The organism is Lysobacter sp. TAB13, assembly GCF_052113885.1.
GTDB lineage: Bacteria > Pseudomonadota > Gammaproteobacteria > Xanthomonadales > Xanthomonadaceae > Lysobacter > Lysobacter gummosus.
Window position 1 is genome coordinate 1 of sequence record NZ_JBFRDR010000021.1, and the last position, 24,833, is coordinate 24,833.

A 24,833-nucleotide genomic window follows, 5' to 3' on the forward strand; every position below is an offset into this window, starting at 1 on the left:
GGGGGGAACAGCAACGGCAACGGCAACAGCGGCGACAGCGACGGCGGCAAGGCTCGATCTGACGCGATCAGACGCCACTCCCACCCCTTACACACCCACCTAACGGGTTCCCCCCTTTGAAAAAGGGGGGCCAGGGGGGATTTGCTTTTCGCTCACCCCAACCGCCCGTTACTTCCCCAACCGCTCATTCACCAGACTCTCCACCACCGACGGGTCGGCCAAGGTGCTGGTATCGCCCAGCTGATCCGGCGCGTTCTCGGCGATCTTGCGCAAGATGCGGCGCATGATCTTGCCCGAACGCGTCTTCGGCAGACCCGGCGCCCACTGCAGATGGTCGGGCGTGGCGATCGGGCCGATTTCCTTGCGCACCCACGCCACCAGTTCCTTGCGCAGCTCATCGCTCGGCGCCTGCCCGGCGATCAGGGTGACGTAGGCGTAGATGCCCTGGCCCTTGAGGTCGTGCGGGAAACCCACCACCGCCGCTTCGGCGACCTTCGGGTGCGAGACCAGCGCGCTTTCGACCTCGGCCGTGCCGATGCGGTGGCCGCTGACGTTGATGACGTCGTCGACGCGGCCGGTGATCCAGTAGTAACCGTCGGCGTCGCGGCGGCAGCCGTCGCCGGTGAAGTAGTTGCCGGGGTAGGTCTTGAAATAGGTTTCGATGAAACGCTGATGGTCGCCGTAGACCGTGCGCATCTGCCCCGGCCACGAACCGGTCAGCACCAGATTGCCTTCGGCTTCGCCTTCGAGCACTCCGCCGTTGGCGTCCACCAGCGCCGGTTGCACGCCGAAGAAGGGCTTGGTCGCCGAGCCGGGCTTGAGGTCGATCGCGCCGGCCAGCGGCGTGATCAGGATGCCGCCGGTCTCGGTCTGCCACCAGGTGTCCACGATCGGGCAGCGCGAATCGCCGACCACCTCGAAGTACCAGCGCCAGGCCTCGGGATTGATCGGCTCGCCGACCGAACCGAGCAGGCGCAGCGAGGAACGCGAGGTCTTCTTCACCGGCTCGTCGCCGTCGCGCATCAGCGCGCGGATCGCGGTCGGCGCGGTGTAGAAGATGGTGACCTTGTGCTTGTCGATCACGTTCCAGAAACGCGACACGTCCGGATAGTTGGGCACGCCTTCGAACACCAGCGCGGTCGCGCCGTTGGCCAGCGGGCCGTAGACGATGTAGCTGTGGCCGGTGACCCAGCCCACGTCGGCGGTGCACCAGTAGACGTCGTCTTCGCGCAGGTCGAACACGGCCTCGTGGGTGAACGCGGCGTAGGTGAGGTAGCCACCGGTGGTGTGCAGCACGCCCTTGGGCTTGCCGGTGCTGCCGGAGGTGTAGAGGATGAACAGCGGGTCTTCCGCGTTCATGCGCTCGGGCTCGCAGGTGTCGGGCTGGCCGGCGACCACCGCGTCGTACCAGCGGTCGCGCGGCATCTGCATATCGACCGCGGCGCCGGTGTGGCGCACCACCAGCACGGTTTCGACCGAATTGGTGCCCGGCAATTTCAGCGCCGCATCGACGTTGGCCTTGAGCGGAATCTTCTTGCCGCCGCGCAGGCCTTCATCGGAGGTGATCACCAGCTTGCTGGCGCAGTCGGCGATGCGGTCGGCGATCGAGTTCGGAGCGAAGCCGCCGAACACCACCGAATGGATCGCGCCCACGCGCGCGCAGGCCAGCATCGCCACCACCGCCTCGGGAATCATCGGCAGGTAGATGGTGATGCGGTCGCCCTTCTTGACGCCCAGGTTGCGCAGCGCATTGGCCAGCCGGCAGACGCGCGCGTGCAGTTCGCGGTAGCTGATCGGCTCGGCCGGCAGGTTCGGATCGTCGTGCTCGAACAGCAGCGCGGTCTTGTCGCCGCGCGTGGCCAGATGGCGGTCCAGGCAGTTGACGCTGGCGTTGAGCTCGCCGTCCTCGTACCACTTGATGCGGAAATCGTTGAGGTCGTAGCTGACGTTCTGGATCTTGCTCGGCGGCTTGAACCAGTCCAGCCGCTGGGCCACGCGGCCCCAGAAGCCCTCCGGATCGTTAATCGATTCGGCGTACTGGCGCTCGTAGTCTTCGCGCTTATACCGGGACTTGGCGGCGAACGCCTCATCGATGGGATAGACGCTGGCGGGGTGGCTCATCAGGGGCTCCTGCTAGGGGCGGGATTCGGGACTGGGGATTCGGGATTCGGGATTCGAAAATCAGGCGCCGATGATGCCGCGCCGACGCGGGAACCGCGAATCCCCAAGCTCGGCCGTCAAGTGTGCCGCAATGCAGCAAGCGCGGCCAAGCCGGCGAGGTAGACCTTGGTCGAAGAGGCGGATTCGGCATCGAAGATGCGGCGGCCGAACTCGCTTGCGTTTCTGCAAATCGCAAATCCCCGCTCCCGACTCCCCATTTCCACCTAGACCTTCGTCGTAAACCCCGCATACAGGTGTCGGTTTTCGACCAATGGCGAATGGTGGGCGGCCAGCGCCGGCGCGCAGGCTGGCCGCGGCCGCACCTTTCGGGCGGCATTCCTTGGGAGGGAAATCATGACTTTCTCTAGCGTGCTCACACGCAGCGCCACACCGCGCGCGACGATCCGGCGGCGGCCTCTGGCCTGCGCCCTGCTGGTCGCGCTGATGCTGCCCGGACTGGCCTTGGCACAGACCGCAAAAGAAAAAGAACTCGAAGCGCGCGTCGCCGAGCTCGAACGCTTGGTCCAGCAACTGGCATCGCAACAGCAGCAGGTGCAGACCCAGGTCACCGAGGTGAAGGCCGCACAGACGGCCGCGCCGGCGGCGATCGCGGCGACGCCGGTGAAGAATCCGATCCAGGCCACCACCATCAGCACCGCCGGCAATCCCGGCACGCGTTTCAGCTACGGCGGCTTCATCAAGCTCGATGCGTCGGTGACTTCCACCAACGACGGCGACATCGCCGACGGTTCGGTCGGCCGGCTGTTCTACGTGCCCAAGGCGATTCCGGTCGGCGGCGGCGCTACCCGCGAAGGCGGCAGCGACACCGACATGGGCGCGAACTTCTCGCGCTTCTGGTTCGCCGCCGATACCGACCTGGAAAGCGGCGACAAGCTCAAGGGTTATCTGGAATTCGATCTGTTCGGCGGCGGCACCACCGCCTTCACCGGCAACGAGATCGCCACCAACACCTACGCGCTCACCGTGCGCCATGCCTATGTGACCTGGAACAAGTGGCTGGCCGGTCAGACCTGGTCGAACTTCCAGGACGCCAACGCATTGCCCGACACGGTCGACTTCCTCGGTCCCACCGAGGGCACGGTGTTCGTGCGGCAGGCGCAGTTGCGCTACACCAGCGGCCCGTGGTCGTTCTCGGTCGAAAACCCGGAGACCGTCTACACGCCGTTCCGCGGCAACATGGCGCAGGTCGCCGGCGACGACGGCGCGGTTCCCGACGTCACCGCGCGCTACACGGCGAAGGGCAACTGGGGCCACTTCAGCGTCGGCGCGCTGGCGCGTCAGCTCAAGTACCAGAGCGGCCGCGCCAACGATTCCAACACCGGCTACGGCGTCAGCCTGTCGGGCAAGTGGAACCTGGGCGCCAGCGACGATCTGCGCTACATGGTCACCGCCGGCAGCGGCATCGGCCGCTATGTCGGCCTGGCGCTCAACAACGACGCGGTGCTCGACGGCGCGGGCGATCTGGAGAACATCGACCTGATCTCCGGCTTCGTCGGCTGGCGCCATGTGTTCAGCCCGAAGCTGCGCGGCAACGTGTTCTACTCGCGCGCCGAGTACGACAACAAGACCGCGTTGACCGGCCTTGGCATCACCAAGTCGGCGCAGTCGGCGCATCTCAACCTGATCTATACCCCGATTCCGAAGCTCGACATCGGCGCGGAATACATCTGGGGTCAGCGCGAGATCGAAACCGGCGACAAGGGCGAGCTCAATCGCTTGCAGACGCATGTGAAGTACAGCTTCTGATGTTCCGATGAAGTTTCCGGTCGCGTGCATCTCTCCTGCCGTCATTCCCGCGAAAGCGGGAATCCAGTGACTTCAAACGTTCTCGCACGAAAGTGCACTGGATTCCCGCTTTCGCGGGAATGACGGTCTGGAGGGAATGTCGCCTGCGGCCGTCTACGCATTCCGTATTCCCTATTCCACGAACATATACGACGATTCTCTACGACCACCCACGATTACCTACGACCACCATCAACCATCACGCAGCTGATCGGTAACACCCTCGGCGGGCCCTAGCCCGCTCCTTCCCACTGTTCGGGGGAACAGCTCATGTCCAGCACTTCAGCCCAAGCGGCGCCGTCCACCGCGCCGTTGACCAAAGACCATAAGAAAGTCATCTTCGCCTCCAGCCTGGGCACCGTGTTCGAGTGGTACGACTTCTATCTGTACGGCTCGCTCGCGGTCATCATCGGCAAACAGTTCTTCGGCGGTTTGAACGAAACCAGCCAGTTCATCTTCGCTCTGCTCGCCTTCGCCGCCGGTTTCGCGGTGCGGCCGTTCGGCGCGCTGGTGTTCGGACGCCTCGGCGACATGATCGGGCGCAAGTACACCTTCCTGGTCACCATCGTGATCATGGGCCTGGCCACCTTCCTGGTCGGCATATTGCCCAGTTACGAAACCCTGGGCATCGCCGCGCCGGTGATCCTGATCACCTTGCGATTGCTGCAGGGCCTCGCGCTCGGCGGCGAGTACGGCGGCGCGGCGACCTACGTGGCCGAGCACGCACCCAACGGCAAGCGCGGCCTGTACACCAGCTTCATCCAGACCACCGCGACCCTGGGCCTGTTCCTGTCGCTGCTGGTGATCTGGGGCTGCCGCAATTTCCTCGGCAAGGAAGACTTCGAGTCCTGGGGCTGGCGCATTCCGTTCTGGGTGTCGGTGCTGTTGCTCGCGGTGTCGGTGTGGATCCGCCTGCAGTTGGCCGAGTCGCCGCTGTTCCAGCAGATGAAGGCCGAAGGCAAGACCTCCAAGGCGCCGATCACCGAGAGCTTCTTCTCCAAGAACGGCAAGATCGCCTTGCTCGCGCTGCTCGGCGCGACCGCGGGCCAGGCGGTGGTGTGGTACGGCGGCCAGTTCTATTCGCTGTTCTTCCTGACCAAGACCCTGGGCATGGACCCGAACCAGGCCGACATCCTGATCGCCATCGCCCTGGCGCTGGCCACCGGCGGCTTCATCTTCTTCGGCTGGTTGTCGGACCGCATCGGCCGCAAGAAGATCGTGCTGGCCGGCTGCCTGATCGCGGTGTTCACCTACTTCCCGGTGTTCAAGGCGCTCACGCATAACGTCAACCCGGCTTTGGAATCCGCGGTCGCCGCTTCGCCGGTCACCGTCACCGCCGATCCGCAGCGTTGCGCGTTCCAGTTCGACCCGGTCGGCAAGGCCTCGTTCAAGCAGTCCTGCGACGTGATCAAGTCGGCATTGGCGAAGAAGGGCATTCCCTACGTCAACGCGCCCGGCCCGGCCGGCAGCATCGCCACGGTCAGCATCGGCGGCGCCAACCTGAGCAGTTTCGAAGGTGAATCGCTCGACAGCGCCGCGTTCAAGGCCAAGTCGGAGGAATTCGGCAAGCAACTCACCGAGGCGTTGAAGACCGCCGGCTACCCGGCCAAGGCCGATCCGGCGCAGATCAACAAGCCGATGGTGATCGCGCTGCTGACCTTCCTGGTGCTGCTGGTGACGATGGTCTACGGGCCGATCGCCGCCTGGCTGGTGGAACTGTTCCCGACCCGCATCCGCTACACCTCGATGTCGCTGCCGTACCACATCGGCAACGGCTGGTTCGGCGGCTTCCTGCCGTTCACCGCCTTCGCCATCGTGGCGGCGACCGGCAACATCTACAGCGGCCTGTGGTATCCGATCATCGTCGCGGCGATGACGGTGGTGATCGGCGCGTTGTTCCTGCCGGAAACCAAGGATCGCGACATCACCGAGTAAGCGACTTGTCCATCGGTTGCGAACGACGCCGGCCTCGCGCCGGCGTCGTTCGTTGCGGCATCGGTCGTTCGCTCTAGAATCGGCCGCATGGAGTCGCTGCCCGCATTGCTCGCCCAAGCCCGCGCCTGCACCGTATGCGCGGCGCATCTGCCGCACGGGCCGCGCCCGGTGTTGCAGATGGAAGCGAGCGCGCGGATTCTGATCGCGGGACAAGCGCCGGGACGCAAGGTGCACGCGTCGGGCATTCCGTTCGACGACGCCAGCGGCGAGCGCTTGCGCGCGTGGCTGGGGATGAGCCGCGAGACGTTCTACGATGCGCGTCGCGTGGCGATCGTGCCGATGGGGTTCTGTTATCCAGGCACGAGCAAATCCGGCGATCTGCCGCCGCGGCCCGAATGCGTCGCGACCTGGCACGCGCGCCTGCTGCCGCAACTGCGCGAGCTGCGATTGAGCCTGGCCATCGGCCAGTACGCGCAGGCCTATCATCTGCCTGGCGCCGGTCGTTCGTTGACGCAGGCGGTAGCGGCATGGCGCGACACCTGGCCGCTCAAGCTCGCGCTGCCGCATCCCAGCCCGCGCAATCAGGCCTGGCTCAAGCGTAATCCGTGGTTCGAACGCGAACTGCTGCCGGTGCTGCGCGAACGCGTGGCGCGGGTGCTCGACGGCGCCGATTGAACGCGGCCGCTCACTGATACACGAACTTCGGCATTTCCCACTCAAAGCGGATCGCCAGCAACCGGAAGGCGAAACCGCCGCCCAGACACAGCAGCACGCTGAGGTTCTCCGCCACGCCCAGGCGCAGCATCAGCAGATACGCCACGCCGGTCAGCAACGAAATCACCGCGTACAACTCGCGCTGGAACACCAGCGGAATCTCGTTGCACAGCACATCGCGCAACACGCCGCCGAAGGCGCCGGTGAGCATGCCGGCGATCACCACGATCACCGGCGCGTGGCCGCCCTCGCGCGCGACCGCGCAGCCGATCAGGGTGAAGGCGATCAGGCCCAGCGCGTCCAGCCACAGGAACGCGCGGCGCAGGTAATGCAGTTTCTTGGCCAGGAAGGTCGCCGCGATCGCCGCGCACACGGTGTAGGCGAGGTACTCGGGATGCTTCACCCAGCCCAGCGGATAGTGGCCGAGCACGATGTCGCGCAGCGAGCCGCCGCCGAGCGCGGTCACGCTGGCGATGATGACCACGCCGAACAGGTCCATGCGCCGGCGCCCGGCGGACAGCGCGCCGGTCATGGCTTCGGCGCTGATGGCGATGAGGTAGATGATCTGCAGCAACACGGCGCAACTCCGTCGGACGAACGCGGGGAAACCGCGCACGCGCGAACGAAGACAGGGGCGGGACTGAACGCACAAGTTCGAGCGCCGCCGAACGCGCAGTCACGTAAGAACGCGATCGCGCGCCGATACCGATGTCTCCGAGGCCATGGCCGCGGCGCCGCTCCCGCTGTCCTTTTACCTGAGAGTTTGCGCGGCCCGGCGCAGTGCGCCGGCGGCCGCTTGCCCCTTCGGTGGGCCGCATGGCGGCCTCTCTCCAGATCGGCGATGTGTTCGCAGTGTTCCGGCCGAACGGCCGAGCCTGAGCGATTATGGGAGCCTGCGCCTTCGGCGGGCGACGGCTTGCGGGCCGGCGCCACTCTTCTGCGAACCGGCGCATGGTAGCAGGCGCCGCGCCCGCGAATCCCGCGGCCGGCACCGGTGAACCTTTTCCGCCAGATCGCGACTACAGGATCGAACCCCGCCGGAATCGCCTCTTGAACGCCCCTGCCGCCCACGCCGCGACGCCCGCCGATCCCCGCTACGACGAGTGGCTGGTCGTGCGTTGCCAGCTCGGCGAGCGCGACGCCTTCGAAACCCTGATCCGGCGCTGGCACGGGCCGATTCGCGGCTACGCGCGGCGCCTGTGCGGCGACGACGAACTCGCCGACGAGATCGCGCAGGACACCTGGCTGCGCGTGCTGCGCGGCATCGCCGGATTGCGCGACGGCGCCTGTCTGCGCGCGTGGCTGTTCGGCATCGCCCGGCGCGCGCTGATGGACCGGTTGCGCGGCCGCTACGCCGCGCCGCCTCAAGCGGAACAGATCGATCCCGACAGCGTGCCCGGCGAGGACGCCGCACCGGAGCAGGCGCTCGACCACGCCATGGACCTGGACCGGCTGCAACGCGGCCTGGACCGCCTGCCGCTGATCGAGCGCGAAGTGCTGAGCCTGTTCTATCTGCAACAGCTGTCGCTGCAAGACATCGCGCAGGTACTTGAACTACCGGTCGGCACGGTCAAATCGCGCCTGTTCCGCGCGCGCGGCCTGCTGCGGCAGCAATTGGATCCCACCGGAGCGGATCGATGAGCACCCATACGAATTCCACCGCCACCAGCGACGACGCGCCCTTGCCCGAAGCGCTGCGCCTGTTGCTGGAACAGGAACTCTCGCCCGGCGCGCGCCTGGCCTACGTCGGTCTGCTGTTGCTCGCACTCGCGGCCGGCATCACCGTGGCCTCGCTGTGGCTCACCGAGCCCTCGCTGCCGATGCGCACCCAGGTCGCGTTCGCGGCGATGCTGGTGATCGCGCTGTCGTGGTGCGGCTTCGCGATCTGGGCCTTGCTCCACCGGCGCGTGCTGTACGCGCGCCATCGGCTGGTATCGGCGCGCATGGCCACGCTGTTCTGCGCGGCCTTCAGCGCTGGCGCCTTCATCCTCGCCGCCATCGGCGGCGGCGGCCTCGGTGCTTTCCTCGCCGGCGTGCTGGGCCTGATCATGCTGGCGGTGGCGATGGCGCTGTTGCTGCGCGCGCATCGTTACTACGACGGTTTGCGCCGGCGGCAATCGGAGTTGCAACGCGCCCTCGATGAGCGCGGTTGAACGTTTCAACCGGCCAGCGCTTCGACCATCGACTGCTCCAGCGAGCGCTGCGGATCGGCGCGGATCGCATCGAGTTCGGCCGCCTGCCATTCACGCCGCAACCGCCCGTCCATCAACAGCACCGCGCGGGTGATGAAGCGCTCGGCCACGTCCAGCGAATGGGTCGCCAGCAGCACGGTGGTGCCGCGTTCGCGCGCGAGCTGTTGCAGGTGGCGCTTGAGCGCGTAGGCGCTGAGCGGGTCCAGGCCGTTGAGCGGCTCGTCCAGCACCAGCAGCGGCGGCTCGCCGAGCAGGCCGAGCGCGATCGCCAGTTTCTGCCGCGTGCCCAGCGAGTATTGGCCGATGCGGCGGTCGAGCATCGGCGACAGCGACAAGGTTTCGGCCAGCGCCAAAGTCGATGCCGGGATCTCGCCCAGGCCGCGCGCGCCGGCGAACAGCCGCAGGCATTCGCGCCCGCTCAGCAGCGGCGGCAATCGCGCCGGATCGACCGCGAAGCCCAGCAACTGCTTGGCCGGCAGCGGCGCGCGCACGATGTCGTGGCCGCCGATCAACACCCGCCCGGCACTGGGGCGCTGGATGCCGGCCAGGCAATGCAGCAGCGTGGTCTTGCCGGAACCGTTCGGGCCGATCAGCGCGGCGAACTCGCCGGCCGGCAGGCGCAGATCGATGCCGTGCAGCACCGCGTGCTCGTCGTAGCGGTGCTGCAGTTGTTCCAGTTCGAGCACGAAGGTCATGGCGAGGCCGGGCGATGGGCGGGACGCAGCGCGAACAGCGCCGGCAGGCACAGCACGATCAGGATCGCCAGCAACACCGGCGCGGCGCGCCAGCTCAGCGACAGCAGCGCGCAGCCCACGGTCGCGAACCCGGCCGCGCAGACGAACGCGAAGGCGGGATAGCGCCAGGCGGCGCGCGCCAGCGCATGCGGTGCGCGCGGCGCGCTGTGCAGCAGGGTTTGCGCGGCGACGATGCTCGCCGCGCAGGCCTGCACCAGCAGGCTGAACCAGGCCAGCGCGATCACGATCAACAACACGCCCAGCCCGCTCGCGGCGCCGGTGGAACTGGGCAGCGCCAACAGCACCGCGCCGATCATCCAGGCGTGGCCGCCGCGGCGCCAGCGCAGCAGCGCTTCGCGCCGTTGCCAGTCGCTGATGTGCGGCAGGCGCGCGTCGTCGAGCCAGCGCAGGCCGAACAAGGGCTCGCGCGCGCCTTCGCGCGCACGCCGCGCGGGATGGCGGCGATGGCGCAGCGCCGAGATCAAACCAAGCACGGCGCCGACCGCAACGCCGGCTTCGACCACCCAGCACGCGCCGCGCCATGTGCCGGCCTGCCCGCCGAACGCGGCCAGCACGATCGCGACGATCGCCATCGCCGCCGCCGTGGCGATTGCGGCAAGCACGATCAGAGTGCGGGTGGCGCGGGCCGGATCGATCGGCGCCGCCGCCCACCAGCCGTGGCGCAGGTGTTCGTCGAGCGCGATCAGCCGGCCGCGGGCGATCGCGTAGGCGAAAGCGATCGCGAGCAGGCCGAACGGCAACGGCAGTTGCACGATCAATCGCGGCAGCGCCGCCGGCAAGGCCGCCGCCTGCGCGCTCCACAGCCGCAACGCGATCGGCACCAGGATGCACGCCGCCAGCACCAGCCCCGGCGTGCGCCAACGGCGCCGGCCGCCGCCGCGCGCGGCGGCGATGCGGGCCTCATGGAGCCACGGATGAAGCAGCATCGTCATGAATGGGCGCTTGCAAGGACGGGATCGGGCAATGACACGAACGCGGCGCGCGGCGCGGATCGGACCGCGCCGGAGACATCGTCATGATCGCGCACGCGCCGCTCCAGTGCCTTAGGTATCGGCCTTGCGCGATCGTGCCGGACTCATCGGGCCGGCGAAAGATCCGCCCGCGTGCAGTGCCTCAGCGTTCGCCGGCCACGCAGCGCCGCAGCAGCGCCGCGTCCAGGGCCACCTCGCCGGCCCAGGCCTCCATGCCGACCCAGACCCGCTCGATCGCCGCGGTGATCTCCGCTTCGTCGCTCAGATCGCCCTTGGCGACCAGTTTGAACAAGGCCGTCGCGCCGTCCGGCGCCGGCAGGTCGGCGGCTTCGTCGAACAAGGTGCCGGCGCTGACGAACACGTGCCGCTCGGCCAGGCCGATCAGGCAGGCCAGTTGTTCGGCGAATTCGCCGGCCAGCAGTGCCAGCGGTTTGCGCGCGAAGCGGTTGCGCAGCTTGCCGACCAGTTCGTACAACTCGCCGACCACGGCCTCGGCCATGGCGCGGTCGACCGCGTCGTCGTCGGGATGCGCGGCCAGCGAGCGCAGCGTTTCGATCAAGGTGCCGTGATCCGGTGCGATCCACAGCGCGCGCGCATGCACGAACTGGCCGTGCGTCAGCGCCCAGCGCTCATCGACTTCGCGCGCGAACGCTTCCACCGTGGTGCGCGACATCAGGTTGACCTCGGCCTTGCCGCGGCCGTGCACCCATTCCAGCGATTCGTCGAAATCCGCGCCGAAGGCGCCGTCGTCGAGCACCGCCCACAGCTCCACGTCCGAGTACGGGCCGTCGCTCTGGCGCGCGGTGGAGCCGTACAACGCGACCGCGAGCAAGCGCTCGCCGTGACGGCGGCGCAGTTGTTCGACGATATCGTCCACGAGTTCGCGGCGTTGCTCGCCGGTGACCGATTGGGGGCCGGCGAACAGGGTGTCGAGTTCGCCTTGCGGCAATGCGTATTCCATCGGCGCTAGTTAACACGCGGCGCGCGAATGCGGCAATTGCGCGACGCGGGCATTGCGACGCGCGGCGGAGAATTCGCATCGCTCCATGCGCCGCGCGCGCGCGAACGCGCGATTCAGCTTGGGATCGAACGCGGCTTCACTGCGGCGGCGAGGCGAGTTCGCGCGCGTCCAGCCAGCCGTCGTGATTGCGATCTTGTTTGCGAAAACGCTCGGCCAGGGTCTGCCGGTGCTGCTCGCGGGTCAGCGTGGCGCGCGCGCCGCGGCCGCTGGCGGGCTGCTCGGTCGCATCCAGCACGCCGTCGTGGTTGGCGTCCATTGCGTCGAAGGCGTAGCTGAGCCAGTCCTGGTATTCGCTCAGCGAAATCTTGCCGTCGCCGTCGGCGTCCATGCGCGACAGATAATCGCCGGTGGAGGTCACCACCTGCGCGACGCACAGCGCCGGAGACAGCAAGCACAGGCCAAGCAGGGCGGACAGACGATGGCGCATGGGGGTATCGGCGACGGGGGACGCGGCTGAGCCTGACGCGGGCGCGGCGCGCAGGCAAGGGGCGCAGGCCGGATCGGCGCGGCGCGGATACGAAAAACCCGCGCATCGCTGCGCGGGTCTTCGGTCGTCGTGGCTTGCGGTGCGGGCTCAGTGGCGCGCGGGCGCCAGGGCGTAGCCCTTCAAGCGCTCGGAGAAAGCCTGCAGGGCGTGGATGCCGCTGGCTTCGGCTTCAACGCACCAGGCGTGCAGGCGCTGCAGCGTGGCCTGGGCGTCGTGCGAGCGATCGTCCAGCACCTGCGCCAGGCGCTGGCGGAAATCGGCCAGGGTCGCCATCTTCGGGCGCTCGTCGATCCAGTTCTGCAGATGCGTGCGGGCGCCGTCGTCGAGCCAGCGGCCGCCGTCGGCCAGGCCCTTGCGCAGGCGCCGCGGCAGCGAGCGCATGCGGTCGCCGGCGTTGCCGGCTTCCTCGCGCAGCGCCGGCAGGGTGACGTTGCGGTAGTAATCGGTCATGGCCTGGAAGCGGATCGCCAGCAGCGCCTTCAAGGTTTCGCTGTCGGGCATGGCGATGTTCGGGCGCACGTCCAGCGACGGCGCCACGCGCAGCACCTTGGCCAGGCGCAGCGCGCTCAGGCCGCGGATCACGGTCCAGCCGATGTCGAATTCCCACTTGCGCAGGGCGAACTTGGCCGAGCTCGGGAAGGCGTGGTGGTTGTTGTGCAGTTCTTCGCCGCCGATCCAGAAACCCCACGGGGTCAGGTTGGTCGCGGTGTCGGTGGTTTCGAAATTGCGATAGCCCCACCAGTGGCCCAGGCCGTTGACCACGCCGGCGGCCCAGAACGGAATCCACACCATCTGCAGCGCCCAGATCGCCACGCCGGCGGCGCCGAACAAGGCGAAGCTCAGCACCAAAAGCAGCACCGGGCCCATGGTCGCGTGCGGGGTGTAGAGCTTGCGTTCGATCCAGTCGTCCGGGCAGCCCTTGCCGTATTTCTCGATGTCGTCGCGCTCGGCGCGCGCTTCGCGATACAGCTCCACACCGCGCCACATCACCGTGTCGATGCCCTTGAACTGCGGGCTGTGCGGGTCTTCCTCGGTCTCGCACTTGGCGTGGTGCTTGCGATGGATCGCCGCCCACTCCTTGGTGATCATCGAGGTCGTCAGCCACGTCCAGAAGCGGAACACGTGCGCGAGCGCGGGATGGAAATCGACCGAGCGGTGCGCCATCGAGCGGTGCAGGTACAAGGTCACCGACATGATGGTGAGCTGGGTCACCACCAGGAAATACACGGCGAGTTCCCAAAAGCTGGCCTGGATCAGGCCGCCGGCAAGGAAATCGATCAGGGACGCGGGCATTGCAGACTCCGGGAGGGACGGTGGCTGTGGCGGCAGCCGGACGGTACGGCCTTAGGCCAATTAAAAGACAGTTGTATATTGGATGATGCCACGTAGTGATGACCGTTCGCGCGGGTACGGCTTCGGGTGTTGTGATGGGGTTGTAAATTCCAACGGGCAAGGCGGGCAGAACCGGGCGCGGCGGCGGGGTTCAGGGGTATGAACCACAGGCGCGACAGGGCCGGGAAGTCTGTTGTGGGAGGGGCTTCAGCCCCGATGCTTTCCGGTCCGGGGCGGCGATCCAGCTCTGACCAAAAAGCATCGGGGCTGAAGCCCTTCCCACAAAAGCTTTCCAAGGTCCGCGAGGGTCCGCACCGGGCCCGATCCACCCAGGCCGCGGCTCAATCCTCCGCCCGCTCCCCATCCACGGCGATCCGCTCGCGCTGCCGCGCCAGCTCGGTCTCGGCGAAGCGCTTGAGCGCGGCGCGATCAGGTTTGCCGAACGGCGAGCGCTTGCCGCAATGGTCCAGCAGCAGGTTCAGGTCCTGGGCCTCGCCCAGGCGCTCGATCTGGTGCTTGTCGAACTTGGGCGCATCGCGGCCCAGCTTGGCGGCCTTCAAGGCGCGCTGCTGCTGCGACAGCCGCCGGGCGCGCCGGCGCCAGTCGTGCCAATCCTCGTCCGAGCCGCTGCGGCGGTCGCGGGCGCCGGTCTGGGCGACCCGCATCAGGCTGGCGGCGACCGCTTCGCGCCAATGTTCGGGCTGCAGGTCCGCCCAGGGCAGCGCCCGCAGGCCGGCGCGCAACACCCGCAGCAGGGAACGGCGCGCGCCCAGATCCGGATCTTCCGTGCGGGCCTGACGCGCCGCCGCCGCGCGCCCGGCGGCGGCACGGCGGCGCGTGCGCAGCAGCAGCGGACGGATGTCGGCCTGCGTATGGCTGCGCAGCAGGCGGTCGAAGGTTTCCACCAGGGCATGCGCGTCGCGCAGGCCGGACAGGTCGCGGTTGAGGCGGCGCAGTTCGCGATCGATCAAGGCCGCGCCCGGCCCCAGCGCCGCGCCGCCCAGGGCCAGGGTGGCGCGCGCCCGGCGCAGGCTCTTGCGGGCCAGATGCACGCCGGAATGGATGCGGTTGCCGCGCCAGCCCAGCGCGTCCAGGGCCAGATCGAGCTCCCTCGATGCAAACCCACGCAGGCGCAGGCCGGGCGGCCGCTCCGAGTCCTCGACGGCGGCGGCCTGCGCCGCGCCTTCGCCCGCGACGCCATGCGCCGCGGCCGACCTGGACCCGGCCTCGGCGCCTTCTTCGGATGCACTCGCCTGCTGCATGAGCGACTTCCTCGATTCGCGACCGATGCCGTATCGGCAGCGGCCCGACCGGGATAGTACGCTGGCGCCATGCCTGAATTACCTGAAGTCGAAACCACCCGGCGCGGCCTGGCGCCGCACCTGGAAGGCCGCCACGTGGTGACCGCGATCCTGCGCCGGCCCGACCTGCGCTGGCCGATCCCGCTGCAGATCGAAGACACCCTGCCCGGCCAGCGCATCGACGCGGTGCGCCGCCGCGCCAAGTACCTGCTGCTGGACACCGCCGCCGGCAGCGCGCTGCTGCACCTGGGCATGTCCGGCAGCCTGCGCGTGCTGCCGGCGGACACGCCGGTGCGCGATCACGACCACGTCGATCTGCTGCTCGACAGCGACCGGGTGCTGCGCTTCAACGACCCGCGCCGGTTCGGCTGCCTGCTCTGGCAGCCGCCGGGGGAAACCCACGAACTGCTGCGCGACCTGGGCCCGGAGCCGCTGTCGGACGACTTCGACGGCAACTACCTGTTCGAGCTCAGCCGCGGCCGCAAGGCGCCGGTGAAGACGTTCCTGATGGATCAGAAAGTGGTGGTCGGAGTCGGCAACATCTACGTCGCCGAGGCCTTGTTCGCCGCCGGCGTGTCGCCGCTGCGCGCGGCCGGCAAGGTCTCGCGCGAGCGCTACGCCGAGCTGGCCGGCGCGATCAAGACCATCCTGAGCTACGCCATCCAGCGCGGCGGCACCACCCTGCGCGACTTCATCAGCCCCGACGGCGCGCCGGGCTATTTCGAGCAGGAGCTGTCCGCCTACGGCCGCGGCGGCGAGCCCTGCCCGCGCTGCGCGCGGCCGCTCAAGCAGGCCAGCATCGGCCAGCGCACCACGGTGTGGTGTGGGCACTGCCAGCGCTGAATGCGGGCCGGCGCGGCGCCGCGGGCGCTGCCGACAGTCGGTCGATACCGCGCCGTCCATCGGTCGGCGGACGCGTTTGTCATCCGATCCGCGAGCCGCGCGTTCACCGGCCGGGGTAATTCAGCTGCACTCTGCGTGCCTTGAAGACGGGCGCATTTCGGCCATCCGGAGCCGGATTGGTGCCACCAGGTGCGCTACCAAGTAAAGATGAACGCGCTATAGTCGCACCGAGTCGAGGGGCATATGGCCGATAGCGCTGACATCACCATCCTGTTGGATGCCGCCCGCGAGGGCGACCGCGGTGCGCTCGACCGCGTGCTGGCGACGCTGTACCAGGAGCTGCACACGATGGCCCGGCGCCAACTCGCCGGCCAGCACGGCCAGACCCTGGACGCGACCGCGCTGGTCCACGAGGCCTACCTCAAACTGGTCGGCCGCCGCGAAGCCCAGTTCGACGACCGCGCACACTTTTTCGCCTATGCCGCTTCGGCCATGCGCAGCGTGGTGGTGGACTACGCGCGCCAGCGCCTGGCGCAAAAGCGCGGCGGCGATCTGCACCGCGTCACCGAATTGCCCGACGACGTCGAGGGCGGCCTGCGCCTGGACGAAGACACGCTGGGCCTGGACACCGCGCTGACCAAGTTGGCCGCGGTCGATCAGCGCCTGGCCCAGGTGGTGGAGCTGCGCTATTTCGCCGGCCTGTCCGAGCTGGAAATCGCCGCGCTGCTGCAGCGCTCCGAGCGCAGCATCCGCCGCGACTGGCAGAAAGCGCGGCTGTTCCTGTTGGCGTCGTTGCAGGATGAGCCCAGCCGCTGACGGCGTCCGCGTCGACGGCGGCACACGCGCAGCGCGTCTGCAAGGAATGCGCACCGTCATGATCGCCAAGGCTTCATCCCCGCCGATCGCCGCCGCGTGCGATGCCGCGTGCGCCGATGCGGCCGCCCGCCGACGCGCCACCGTCTTCGCTGCGGCGACCTGATCGCGCATGGATGCCGAGCGCTGGCAACGCCTGTCTCCGCTGCTCGATGCGCTGCTCGAGCTCGATCCGGTCGCCCGCGCCGAGCGCCTGCGCGAACTCGGCGCCGACGATCCCTCGCTCGCCGACGATCTGGCCGGGCTGATCGCGCTGGAAGAAGGCCACGAGGACTTCCTGTCCGAACCGCTGGTGACGCCGCAGGCCAGCGGCATGCGCCCGGGCGTGGAAGTGGGTTCGTACCGGCTGGAAAGCCTGCTCGGCGAAGGCGGCATGGGTCAGGTCTGGCTGGCCTCGCGCGCCGACGGCCTGTACCAGCGCCGGGTCGCGCTGAAATTGCTGCGCCCGGGCCTGGCCGACACCAACCTTCGCACCCGCTTCACCCGCGAACGGCAGATCCTCGCCCGCCTGGCCCATCCGCACATCGCCCGCCTGCTGGATGCCGGCGTGACCCGCGAAGGCTTGCCGTACCTGGCGCTGGAATACGTCGAAGGCGAACCGATCACCGACTACTGCCGCAATCAACGCACGCCGCTGGACAAGCGCCTGCGCATGTTCCAGCAGATCTGCGACGCGGTCAGCCACGCCCACGCCAACCTGATCGTCCACCGCGACCTCAAGCCGTCCAACATCATGGTGACGCCGGGCGGCGACGTGCGCCTGCTGGATTTCGGCATCGCCAAGCTGCTCGACAGCAGCGACGTGCCGCTGCCCGAACAGACCCGCACCGGCGCGCGCGCCTTCACCCTGCACTACGCCGCGCCCGAACAGGTGCGCGGCGAGCCGGTCACCACCATGACCGACGTGTACTCGCTCGGCGTGGTGCTGTACGAACTGCTCACCGACGCCAAGCCCTACAAGCTCAAGCGCCAGACCGACGCGGAATGGGAAGAGGCGATCCTCGCCGCCGATCCGATGCGGCCCTCGCAGGCGGTGCTGCGCTACGCCGACGCCAGCGACGCCGACATCGATCCGGTGTCGCTGCGCCGGCTCGGCCGGCAGTTGTCGGGCGATCTGGACAACATCGTTCTCAAGACCCTGGCCAAGCGGCCCGAGCAGCGTTATCCCTCGGTGGAAGCGCTGTCGCTGGATCTGCAGCGCTTCGAATCCGGCCGCCCGGTGCTGGCGCGCGCGCAGAGCCTGCGCTATCGCTTCAACAAATACGTCGCCCGCCATCGCTGGGCGCTGGCGACCGCGGCGTTGGTCGCGGTGGTGCTCAGCGCCGCGCTGGTCATCGTCGCCTGGCAGGCGCGCGAAGCGGTGGCCGAGGCCGCGCGCGCGCAGGCGATGCAGGACTTCATGGTCGGCCTGTTCGAAAGCGCGCGCGGCACGCCCGAAGGCGAAGCGCTGGACCTGCGCGGCCTGCTCGACGCCTCGGTGGCGCGCGGCAATCGCGAACTGGCCCGGCAACCGCGCGCGCGCGCGGAATTGTTCGGCGTGATCGCGCGCCTGCGCACCAGCCTGGGCGACTACAACGAAGCGCGCGCGCTGCTCGAACGCCAGACCTCGATCATGGCGTCGGCCGACGACATCCCCGACAGCCTGCGCCTGGAATCGATGACCCAGCGCGGCAAGGTCCTGCGCCTGCTGAACCTGCCGCGCAACTGCGCCGCGCTGATGCAGCCGGCGCTGGATCTGGCCCGGCGCGAACAATCGCAACTGCCGCTGCAGTCGAGCGAGTTCTATTCCGAACTGGGCCGCTGCCGCCGCGCCAACGGCGAACGCCAGGGCGCGCGGCAATTGTTCGAGCGCTCGCTGGCGATCCGCCGCGAGATGCTCGAAAGCACCGACGCGGGCGAAGTCGAAAACCTCATGGACCTGGCCAGCCTGCAAGCCGATGCCGGCCAGAGCCGCGAAGCGCTGCAAGGCTTCGAACAAGCGCGCCGGCGCCTGCAGCAACGCGTCGGCGACCGCCATCCGCTGCAGGTCGAGATCGGCCGCAGCCTGGCGGCGTTGCGCCGCGACCTGGGCCAACTCGGCGACGCCGAACGCGACGCCAGCGAGGCGCTGGCGATCGCGCTGGAAGTCAACGGCGCGCAGCATCCGGCAACCCTGGCGGTGCGCCTGCAACTGGCCGAGCTGCATGTGGATCAGGGCCAGTACGTGCAGGCGCAGACCGAGTTCGAACTGATCCGCGGCCTGCTCACCCAGCGCCTGGGCCCGGATCATCTGGAACTGGCGAGCGTGCGCAACGCGCTGGGATTGATCGCCTGGGAACGCGGCGACCTGGACCGCGCGCTCGCCGAACTCGATCGCGCCATTACCATCGTCCGCCAGCATCGCCTGCCCGCCGTTCAATCCGATCGCCTCGCCGAGCTGTTGTTCAATCAGGCCGTGGTCCTGCACGAAGCCGGCCGCGACACCGAAGCGCGCTCGGTGCTGGAGCAGACCCGCAACCTGCGCATCCGCCGGTTCGGCCCCGAACACGGCAGCGTCGGCGACACCGAGCGCGTACTCGGCGATGTCGAACTGGCGCTGGGCGAACCCGAGCGCGCGCTGCCGCGGCTGCAACGCGCCCTGCAGCTCACCCGCGCGGCCTACGGCGAACGCCACCCGCGCACCCGCCACGCCGAACTCGACCTGGCCCGCGCCGAAGCCGGCAGCGGCGACAACGCCGCGGTCGCGCACCTGGATTCGCTGGCCGAACTGCCGACCACCAACGAAGACCTGCGCGCGATCGGCTGGCGCGCCCAGGCCTACGCCGCGCAGGCGCGCTGCGTGGGTACGCAACGCGGGCAGGCGCGGGCGAAACTCGACGGTTTGCTGCGCACCATCGCCGAAGCGCGGCCGGACGGCAGCGAAGTGGGGCGCGAGGTGCAGGCGATACGCGACGCCTGCGAATAAATCGCCGTCGCGCCGCGCGGCGGGTTCGAGCGCGCGCGAAGTTTCAGTCGCCGTCCACGTTGGCGATCAAGCCCAACAGATCGGTCGCGCCCACATCCACGCCGGCCTGCGTCAGCAAGGTCGTGGTCTGGCCGCGGTGATGGGTCTGATGATTGAAGAAATGCATCAGCACACTGCCGAAGCGGCGGCGCGAGGGCACGCCCTTCATGCTGGCGTAGTCCAGCGCGTGATCCAGATCGCTTTCGCTCAACTCCGCCGCCCAGGTTTCGATCAAGGCGTCCAGGGCTTCGCGCTCGGCGCGCAGTGGCGGCAGGCGGTCGTGGACGATGGCGGCGATATCGAGCGGCCGCGGCCGCGCGCGGATCGGATCGAGCGCGGCGAAGCGCGAGGGATGGGCGGCGAAGCGATGCAGCCAGACTTGGTCGGCGACCAGCAGATGATTCAGCGTGCCCAGGATCGAGCCGAAGAACGCGCCGCGATCGGCGGCAATCGCCTCGTGCGGCAACTGCGCCGCGGCGGCGTAGACCTTGTCGTTCATCCAACGGTTGTAGGCGGCCATCAGCACCGCGTGTTCGCGCAGATTCATGCGAGCACCTATCTCGGCTATAGATTCTGTGTCCGGTGTGCGGACATCATGCCGCGCGCCCCATCAAGCGCAGGTCCAGATCACGCAGGAAGTCGCGGCCGAACGGACCATTCTCCAACCCGTCATAGAGAGATGCCGGGAGGTCCTGCGCGATTTCCGTGCAATGCGCTCCAGCGGCCAACGCGATCGTCGCCACAGTATCGACATCGCCGGTGTAGGCAATGCAGGCGCGCAGCAAGTCGCTCATCGACGAGTGCGCGATCACAGCGGTTATTGCCGCGCGCACGCTGTCCACGCCTTCCGCTCCGACCTTGCCCTTCCACGCGAGTTCCCACGGTCCCGGCACCCGGGCAGCGATGAAGGCCGCAAGCTCGGATTTCGGGCCATGTTCATGGATGAAGTAATGGGTACTCAATGCCGCGGCGATCGCCGAATCGATACCACCGGGCGTGTCGTGGGTGATCCGCGCCTGCAACGTCGCTCGCTGGATCACTTCATCGGTAGAGGCGAACACGCCGATCGGTGAGGCACGCATCGCCGCGCCGCTCTTGGCGCTGTCGGGACGGATGCGGGCGACGAAATCAGCAGCGTCATCCACTTCAAGCAAGAACGCATGAAACCGACTGGCATAGCCTTCGCGCGGATCACGCCTGAATGCAGTCACAAAGCGTTCGGCGAGTGCCTCGGATGTCCATTGGTCCCCGTCGGCGATGGCTTCGGCGATTGCGATGCTCATTTGGGTATCGTCGGTATAACATCCCGGCGTGATGGCGTGGCGTGGATGCTGGATGTAGATATCGCCGCTATTGCGCTCGCGCACGATGCGGTCAGCAGCGTACTCGAAGCCGGCGCCGTAGGCGTCGCCGATGGCCAGTTCCAATAACATGCCGATCCTCCTTGAGATGAAGTCCGCATCACCACGACGCCGGTCGCGCGTAGTCTAGCCGGTCGCGCTTTGCCAGCGTAGGAGCGCGCCGGGATTTTGACCGTCCTGGAGCGATTCGGCCTATTTTTCCTTGCGCCAGTTGATCGAAGCGCGATTTTCCAAAGTGCTCGATTCGATTTCGATATCGAAACCCTTGCGCAGCAGATACTTCAAGGTCAGCACCTGACCGGTGCCCAGCAACGACACGCCGTAACCGACGTACAAGCGCGGCGACAGGTATTTGCCGACGCCCAGCACCGAGCCGCCGAGCGCGCGGCTCTCCATCACGCCGGCGTCGTCCAGGCCGATCTTGGCGCCGAGCTGCGAGGCCAGCAGGCCGCCGCCGGCCGACAGCGCGGCGCTGGCGGCGTTGAGCTGCTTGTTCTCGTCGCCGCTGGCCGACGACAAGGGACGGCCCAGCGCCAGATACGCCAGCGCTTCGGATTGCGAACTGGCCGGATCGGACCAGACGTTGACCTGCGGCGCGCTGACCCGGCCGCTGATGTCCACGCCGGCCTTGACCGCGCCGACTTCGCGCTCGGCGCGCACGTCCAGAATCGGGTCCGACACCGGGCCGTTGTTCCAGTTGAGATTGCCGCGGGTGATCTGCAGCTTCTGCCCGTAGGCGGTGTAGCGGCCTTCGATGTTGAGCGCGCCGCTGGCGGTCATCTCGCGCCCGGGCTTGGAGCGCACGCGCATCTGCCCGCCGAGCTTGCCGTCCAGGCCGAAGCCGTTGAGTTTGACGTCGTCGCCGATGGCCAGAGTCAGGTCGAGTTCCAGCGGCGAAGCGCCGGTGTCTTCCGGATCGACCGGATCGAGCACCACCACGTCCTCGGACACCGACACGCCTTGATCCAGGCGCTCCAGATCGATCCGCGCCGAGGGAATCGTGACCTTGCCGGTAACGTTCAACGGCTGCTTGGCCGCGTAACGCACGGTGAGTTCGGGATTGGCGACCGCGCGCAGATCGCGCGTGTCCGAAGCGAGCACGTTGCTGCCGCGCACGTTCAACACCAGCGGCGTGTCGTCGCCCTGCCAGCCCAAGGTGCCGTCGATGTTGAGCGTGCCCTCGCCCGAGCGCACGCTGCCGGCGATGCGCGCGCTGCCGTCGGGCTGCGCGTCCAGGCGCACGTCGCCGTCTTGCAGCACGATGCCCAGCGACGGCACTTCGGTGGTGAACTGCGACAGCCGCGCCTGTCCGCCCAGCAGCGGCTTGGAACGCGTGCCGGCCAGGCTGATGCGGCCTTCCAGCTTGCCCTTGGGTTCGACGATGTCCGGCGAGAACAATTCGATCCAGGTCAGTTCGTCGGTGTCGACCGCGACATTGCCCGCCAGCGGCGCGAACGCGTCCCAGCCGGTGCTGACCGTGGCCTCGATGCGGCCGTCGTCGTTGAAGCCGGCCTTGATCTCGGCGTTGAGTTTGTTCGGATCGAAACTGGCCTTGAGCGAGAGCTCGTTGTAGCGCACCAACTCACGCCGCGAGCGCTCGCTGAACTTCAGGCCGCCGCCGCTGGAACTGACGTTGAACTGGCCGCGCCAGGCGTTGCCGACCGGGCGCAGTTCGCCGTCGAGGGCGATCTCGCCGCGCAGAATCCACGGCCGTTTGTCGCTGCGTTCGGGCAGATACGCTTGCGCCAGCAACAACGGCAGGCCCTGGCCCTTGAGCTCGACGCCGCGTCGCGGCCAGTCGGCGCTCGCGCACAACGAACCGCCGCTGCTGGAGGCCAGACAGGCATTGGTCAGCGCGCCGTTGCGCCCGTCCCAACGGTATTGCGCGGGCTGCTGCAACTTCCACGATGCGCCCTTGCTCGGCGCCAGTTGCAGCGACGCCAACGCGCCCTGCCAGGTCGCGCCGCGTTTTTCCGCATTGCCGGACAGATCGAGATTGGCCACCTCGCTGCGCGCCTGCAATTGCAACTGCAAGGCTTCGACCGCGCCGTGCGCATCCACGCTCAGCGACGACAGCGCGATGCCGGCGTCGAGTTCGCTCGCGCGCAGCGCCAGTTCGCCGCCGCGGCCGCGCCAGGGCAAACGGCCCTTGGCGCTGAAACTGGCGGCCTTGTAGTCGCCGTACTTCAAGCCGCTGCCGGTCAGGTCCGCATCGATGTTGGGCGCATCGTGCGCGCCGGTCAGCTTCACCGTGCCGTTGAGGCTGCCGGCCGCACTCGGCAGCAGATCGTTGAGCTGCAGCGGCGCGAACTTGGCATCGACATCGATGGCTTGCGCGTACTTGCCCTTGGCCTCGATGCGGCTGCCGCCGAGGGTCAGGGCGACATCGCCTTCATAGCCGTCGTCGCTCTTGCCCGGCGCGGCGCCATGCATGACGAAACTGCCGCGGCCGCCGAGCGGACGATCGCGCAGGCGCCCGCCCAGCTGATCGGCATTGGCCTTGATCTCCAGGCCGCCGTCGTCGCGGGTGGTGCCGGTGGTGGCGATCTTGCCGTCGATGGCGCCCTTGAATTCCGGGGCGAAATAACCCGGATCGAACCCCGACAGCGTGGCCTTGAAATCCCAGCCCAGTTTCGGCGCCCAGGCGACATCGCCGCTGCCGTCGAGCAGACCGGTCGGCATCTTCGCCTTGAGTGTTTTCAAGGTCATGCGTTGATCGTCGCCGCGGCCGTCGAACTCGATCGTCGCCGCCTGCTTGTCGCGCAGCAGGCGGGCGTCGCCGATCGCCGCCCAGGCCTTGACCGTGCCGGCGAAGCCCAGGTCGGCGCGCTCCAGCGTCACCGCCGGCGTGGCGGGCGTCTGCGCCGCCTGCGAAGGCTTGGCGACCGACTTCAACGTCGTCGGCGCGGCCTTGCCGCCCCAGGTCAGGCCGCGCGCGTTGATCGAAAACTTGAATTGGCCGTTGTCGGCGTCGGTGAAATCGGCGTGGCCGCGCAGGGTCGCGGTGCCGTCGAACAGCTTCAGCGCCAACGGCTGCACGTCGAGCACCTGATCCTTCAGCGACACCTTCGACGGCAACACGGTCACGGCCAGATCGCCCTGGCGGAATTCGCCGTTCAGATCGGCCTTGCCGCCGACACCGGTCACATCGAAGCGCAAGGCCATCGGCGTGTCGCTGGGCTTGGCATCGGGCGAAGTCAGCAGGCCGATGTCGAGCGCGTCGCTGCGCGCATGCACTTGCCAGGTCGGATCGTCCTTGCCGCGCAGCGTCGCGGTGATGTGCACCGGTCCCGGCGCGGCGCCGCCCACGGCCACGTCCATGCGCGACAGATCGCCGCGCGCGACCAAACCCAGGCGCGGCGGCGTGCGGCCCGCGGCGCTGGGAAGCACCGCGGTGGCGACCAGATCGGTTCTAAAATCCTTGCGCGGCTGGTAGTCGCCGTGCACGGTGAAATGGCCGCGGTCGGTGACCGCGTCGATTTTTTCCACATGCAGCTTGCCCGACTGCGCATCCAGGCCGCCGCGCAATTGCCGCACCTCGATGATGTGCTCGCCGCCCTGGCTGATCTTGAAGCCGTCGATGCGCACGTCGTCGGCCTGCACCGCCAGCGGCGGCTCGATCTGCGGCAACACCTCGGGCCAGCGCGGCAGCTCGAACGGCTCGTCGCTTTTTTCGATGTCCAAGGTGGCGTTCTGCACCTGCAGCGCATCCAGTCGCAGCTTGCGTCCCAGCAGCGGACGCAGGGACGGATCGATGTAGATGCGATCGGCGGTGAACACGGTTTTCTTGTAGGCGAAGCGCACGCCGCGCAAGGTCAGCGGGCCCGACACCGGGCCTTCGGCAGCGCGCCAGCTGAAACTGGAATCGGCCGGCAATCGCGCGACGATCTGCGCCAGCAACAGGTCGCGGCCGGCGATGGTGGCGATCAACCAATACACCGCGAAGGCGATCAACAAGGTCAGCGCCGCGGCCGCCAGGCTGCTGCGCCAGGCCCAGCGTTTGGCGGCGGCGCGGCGGCGGCGGCGGCGTTCGAGCAACAGCTCGTGCGCGGTCGGGGTCTGCGAAGGCGGGGGCGTATCGCTCATGTGTTGCCGGTTC

Annotated in this window: 19 protein-coding genes and 1 riboswitch; of the genes, 8 read left to right on the forward strand and 11 right to left on the reverse strand. The window is 68.3% G+C overall.

Annotation, left to right across the window (positions count from 1 at the left end; all coding sequences use genetic code 11):
- Nucleotides 1-168 precede the first annotated feature (168 nt).
- Nucleotides 169-2,121 (reverse strand): acetate--CoA ligase, encoded by a 1,953-nt coding sequence (acs, locus tag AB4Y92_RS20170; RefSeq protein WP_441821292.1) that lies wholly within the window; start codon nucleotides 2,119-2,121, stop codon nucleotides 169-171.
- Nucleotides 2,122-2,514: 393 nt separating this feature from the next.
- Here acs and AB4Y92_RS20175 point away from each other — a divergent pair, with 393 nt between their 5' ends.
- The 3 genes from AB4Y92_RS20175 to AB4Y92_RS20185 all read left to right on the forward strand — a co-directional run bounded on the left by AB4Y92_RS20175 (nucleotide 2,515) and on the right by AB4Y92_RS20185 (nucleotide 6,576).
- Nucleotides 2,515-3,927: a DcaP family trimeric outer membrane transporter gene (locus tag AB4Y92_RS20175; protein WP_441821293.1), complete on the forward strand. Its 1,413-nt coding sequence runs from the start codon at nucleotides 2,515-2,517 to the stop codon at nucleotides 3,925-3,927.
- 309 nt (nucleotides 3,928-4,236) lie between these two features.
- Complete coding sequence (locus AB4Y92_RS20180) at nucleotides 4,237-5,901, forward strand: MFS transporter (RefSeq protein WP_441821294.1); 1,665 nt, start codon at nucleotides 4,237-4,239, stop codon at nucleotides 5,899-5,901.
- Nucleotides 5,902-5,988: 87 nt separating this feature from the next.
- Nucleotides 5,989-6,576, forward strand: coding sequence for a uracil-DNA glycosylase family protein (locus tag AB4Y92_RS20185; RefSeq protein WP_441821295.1), 588 nt, complete (start codon nucleotides 5,989-5,991; stop codon nucleotides 6,574-6,576).
- 10 nt (nucleotides 6,577-6,586) lie between these two features.
- On the opposite strand, the gene AB4Y92_RS20190 is transcribed toward AB4Y92_RS20185, so the two are convergent.
- The gene (locus AB4Y92_RS20190; protein ID WP_441821296.1) at nucleotides 6,587-7,192 is read right to left on the reverse strand and encodes a trimeric intracellular cation channel family protein; all 606 of its coding nucleotides are present in this window, start codon (nucleotides 7,190-7,192) and stop codon (nucleotides 6,587-6,589) included.
- A 158-nt stretch (nucleotides 7,193-7,350) separates the two neighbouring features.
- Nucleotides 7,351-7,459: riboswitch (glycine riboswitch) on the reverse strand.
- A gap of 206 nt (nucleotides 7,460-7,665) precedes the next feature.
- Here AB4Y92_RS20190 and AB4Y92_RS20195 point away from each other — a divergent pair.
- Both AB4Y92_RS20195 and AB4Y92_RS20200 read left to right on the forward strand, forming a co-directional pair.
- On the forward strand, nucleotides 7,666-8,256 hold the full coding sequence (locus AB4Y92_RS20195) for an RNA polymerase sigma factor (RefSeq protein WP_441821297.1): 591 nt from the start codon (nucleotides 7,666-7,668) through the stop codon (nucleotides 8,254-8,256).
- The gene (locus AB4Y92_RS20200; RefSeq protein ID WP_441821298.1) at nucleotides 8,253-8,768 is read left to right on the forward strand and encodes a hypothetical protein; all 516 of its coding nucleotides are present in this window, start codon (nucleotides 8,253-8,255) and stop codon (nucleotides 8,766-8,768) included. Before AB4Y92_RS20195 ends, AB4Y92_RS20200 begins: the two co-directional genes overlap by 4 nt.
- A gap of 5 nt (nucleotides 8,769-8,773) precedes the next feature.
- Here AB4Y92_RS20200 and AB4Y92_RS20205 read toward each other — a convergent pair whose 3' ends face one another.
- From AB4Y92_RS20205 to AB4Y92_RS20230, 6 genes are all read right to left on the reverse strand, one after another.
- On the reverse strand, nucleotides 8,774-9,502 hold the full coding sequence (locus AB4Y92_RS20205; protein ID WP_441821299.1) for an ABC transporter ATP-binding protein: 729 nt from the start codon (nucleotides 9,500-9,502) through the stop codon (nucleotides 8,774-8,776).
- Entirely contained in the window at nucleotides 9,499-10,494 is a 996-nt protein-coding gene (locus tag AB4Y92_RS20210; protein ID WP_441821300.1) for a hypothetical protein, read from the reverse strand. Before AB4Y92_RS20210 ends, AB4Y92_RS20205 begins: the two co-directional genes overlap by 4 nt.
- 181 nt (nucleotides 10,495-10,675) lie before the next feature.
- The gene (locus tag AB4Y92_RS20215; RefSeq protein ID WP_441821301.1) at nucleotides 10,676-11,494 is read right to left on the reverse strand and encodes a kanamycin nucleotidyltransferase C-terminal domain-containing protein; all 819 of its coding nucleotides are present in this window, start codon (nucleotides 11,492-11,494) and stop codon (nucleotides 10,676-10,678) included.
- Between the two features lie 136 nt (nucleotides 11,495-11,630).
- Nucleotides 11,631-11,981 (reverse strand): calcium-dependent protein kinase 21, encoded by a 351-nt coding sequence (locus AB4Y92_RS20220; RefSeq protein ID WP_441821302.1) that lies wholly within the window; start codon nucleotides 11,979-11,981, stop codon nucleotides 11,631-11,633.
- A gap of 147 nt (nucleotides 11,982-12,128) precedes the next feature.
- The gene (locus tag AB4Y92_RS20225; RefSeq protein WP_441821303.1) at nucleotides 12,129-13,334 is read right to left on the reverse strand and encodes a DesA family fatty acid desaturase; all 1,206 of its coding nucleotides are present in this window, start codon (nucleotides 13,332-13,334) and stop codon (nucleotides 12,129-12,131) included.
- Between the two features lie 380 nt (nucleotides 13,335-13,714).
- Entirely contained in the window at nucleotides 13,715-14,635 is a 921-nt protein-coding gene (locus AB4Y92_RS20230; RefSeq protein WP_441821304.1) for a CHAD domain-containing protein, read from the reverse strand.
- Between the two features lie 69 nt (nucleotides 14,636-14,704).
- Between AB4Y92_RS20230 and mutM the strand changes: the two genes are divergently transcribed.
- The 3 genes from mutM (at nucleotide 14,705) to AB4Y92_RS20245 (ending at nucleotide 19,334) form a co-directional block, all read left to right on the forward strand.
- Entirely contained in the window at nucleotides 14,705-15,517 is an 813-nt protein-coding gene (gene mutM, locus AB4Y92_RS20235) for a bifunctional DNA-formamidopyrimidine glycosylase/DNA-(apurinic or apyrimidinic site) lyase (protein WP_441821305.1), read from the forward strand.
- Between the two features lie 243 nt (nucleotides 15,518-15,760).
- Entirely contained in the window at nucleotides 15,761-16,333 is a 573-nt protein-coding gene (locus tag AB4Y92_RS20240; RefSeq protein ID WP_057944976.1) for an ECF-type sigma factor, read from the forward strand.
- A 169-nt stretch (nucleotides 16,334-16,502) separates the two neighbouring features.
- Nucleotides 16,503-19,334, forward strand: coding sequence for a protein kinase domain-containing protein (locus AB4Y92_RS20245; RefSeq protein WP_441821306.1), 2,832 nt, complete (start codon nucleotides 16,503-16,505; stop codon nucleotides 19,332-19,334).
- Between the two features lie 43 nt (nucleotides 19,335-19,377).
- Here AB4Y92_RS20245 and AB4Y92_RS20250 read toward each other — a convergent pair whose 3' ends face one another.
- From AB4Y92_RS20250 to AB4Y92_RS20260, 3 genes are all read right to left on the reverse strand, one after another.
- Nucleotides 19,378-19,920, reverse strand: a complete 543-nt coding sequence (locus AB4Y92_RS20250; RefSeq protein ID WP_441821307.1) for a DinB family protein — start codon at nucleotides 19,918-19,920, stop codon at nucleotides 19,378-19,380.
- Between the two features lie 46 nt (nucleotides 19,921-19,966).
- Complete coding sequence (locus tag AB4Y92_RS20255) at nucleotides 19,967-20,806, reverse strand: ADP-ribosylglycohydrolase family protein (protein ID WP_441821308.1); 840 nt, start codon at nucleotides 20,804-20,806, stop codon at nucleotides 19,967-19,969.
- Between the two features lie 120 nt (nucleotides 20,807-20,926).
- Nucleotides 20,927-24,820 (reverse strand): translocation/assembly module TamB domain-containing protein, encoded by a 3,894-nt coding sequence (locus tag AB4Y92_RS20260; RefSeq protein WP_441821309.1) that lies wholly within the window; start codon nucleotides 24,818-24,820, stop codon nucleotides 20,927-20,929.
- Nucleotides 24,821-24,833: the final 13 nt, after the last annotated feature.

What these genes read in the sequence shown, in the direction of transcription:
- acs (WP_441821292.1), bottom strand. Translation starts at nt 2,121, where the DNA reads ATGAGCCACCCCGCCAGCGTCTATCCCATCGATGAGGCGTTCGCCGCC.
- AB4Y92_RS20175 (WP_441821293.1), top strand. Translation starts at nt 2,515, where the DNA reads ATGACTTTCTCTAGCGTGCTCACACGCAGCGCCACACCGCGCGCGACG.
- AB4Y92_RS20180 (WP_441821294.1), top strand. Translation starts at nt 4,237, where the DNA reads ATGTCCAGCACTTCAGCCCAAGCGGCGCCGTCCACCGCGCCGTTGACC.
- AB4Y92_RS20185 (WP_441821295.1), top strand. Translation starts at nt 5,989, where the DNA reads ATGGAGTCGCTGCCCGCATTGCTCGCCCAAGCCCGCGCCTGCACCGTA.
- AB4Y92_RS20200 (WP_441821298.1), top strand. Translation starts at nt 8,253, where the DNA reads ATGAGCACCCATACGAATTCCACCGCCACCAGCGACGACGCGCCCTTG.
- AB4Y92_RS20205 (WP_441821299.1), bottom strand. Translation starts at nt 9,502, where the DNA reads ATGACCTTCGTGCTCGAACTGGAACAACTGCAGCACCGCTACGACGAG.
- AB4Y92_RS20210 (WP_441821300.1), bottom strand. Translation starts at nt 10,494, where the DNA reads ATGACGATGCTGCTTCATCCGTGGCTCCATGAGGCCCGCATCGCCGCC.
- AB4Y92_RS20215 (WP_441821301.1), bottom strand. Translation starts at nt 11,494, where the DNA reads ATGGAATACGCATTGCCGCAAGGCGAACTCGACACCCTGTTCGCCGGC.
- AB4Y92_RS20220 (WP_441821302.1), bottom strand. Translation starts at nt 11,981, where the DNA reads ATGCGCCATCGTCTGTCCGCCCTGCTTGGCCTGTGCTTGCTGTCTCCG.
- AB4Y92_RS20225 (WP_441821303.1), bottom strand. Translation starts at nt 13,334, where the DNA reads ATGCCCGCGTCCCTGATCGATTTCCTTGCCGGCGGCCTGATCCAGGCC.
- AB4Y92_RS20230 (WP_441821304.1), bottom strand. Translation starts at nt 14,635, where the DNA reads ATGCAGCAGGCGAGTGCATCCGAAGAAGGCGCCGAGGCCGGGTCCAGG.
- mutM (WP_441821305.1), top strand. Translation starts at nt 14,705, where the DNA reads ATGCCTGAATTACCTGAAGTCGAAACCACCCGGCGCGGCCTGGCGCCG.
- AB4Y92_RS20240 (WP_057944976.1), top strand. Translation starts at nt 15,761, where the DNA reads ATGGCCGATAGCGCTGACATCACCATCCTGTTGGATGCCGCCCGCGAG.
- AB4Y92_RS20245 (WP_441821306.1), top strand. Translation starts at nt 16,503, where the DNA reads ATGGATGCCGAGCGCTGGCAACGCCTGTCTCCGCTGCTCGATGCGCTG.
- AB4Y92_RS20250 (WP_441821307.1), bottom strand. Translation starts at nt 19,920, where the DNA reads ATGAATCTGCGCGAACACGCGGTGCTGATGGCCGCCTACAACCGTTGG.
- AB4Y92_RS20255 (WP_441821308.1), bottom strand. Translation starts at nt 20,806, where the DNA reads ATGTTATTGGAACTGGCCATCGGCGACGCCTACGGCGCCGGCTTCGAG.
- AB4Y92_RS20260 (WP_441821309.1), bottom strand. Translation starts at nt 24,820, where the DNA reads ATGAGCGATACGCCCCCGCCTTCGCAGACCCCGACCGCGCACGAGCTG.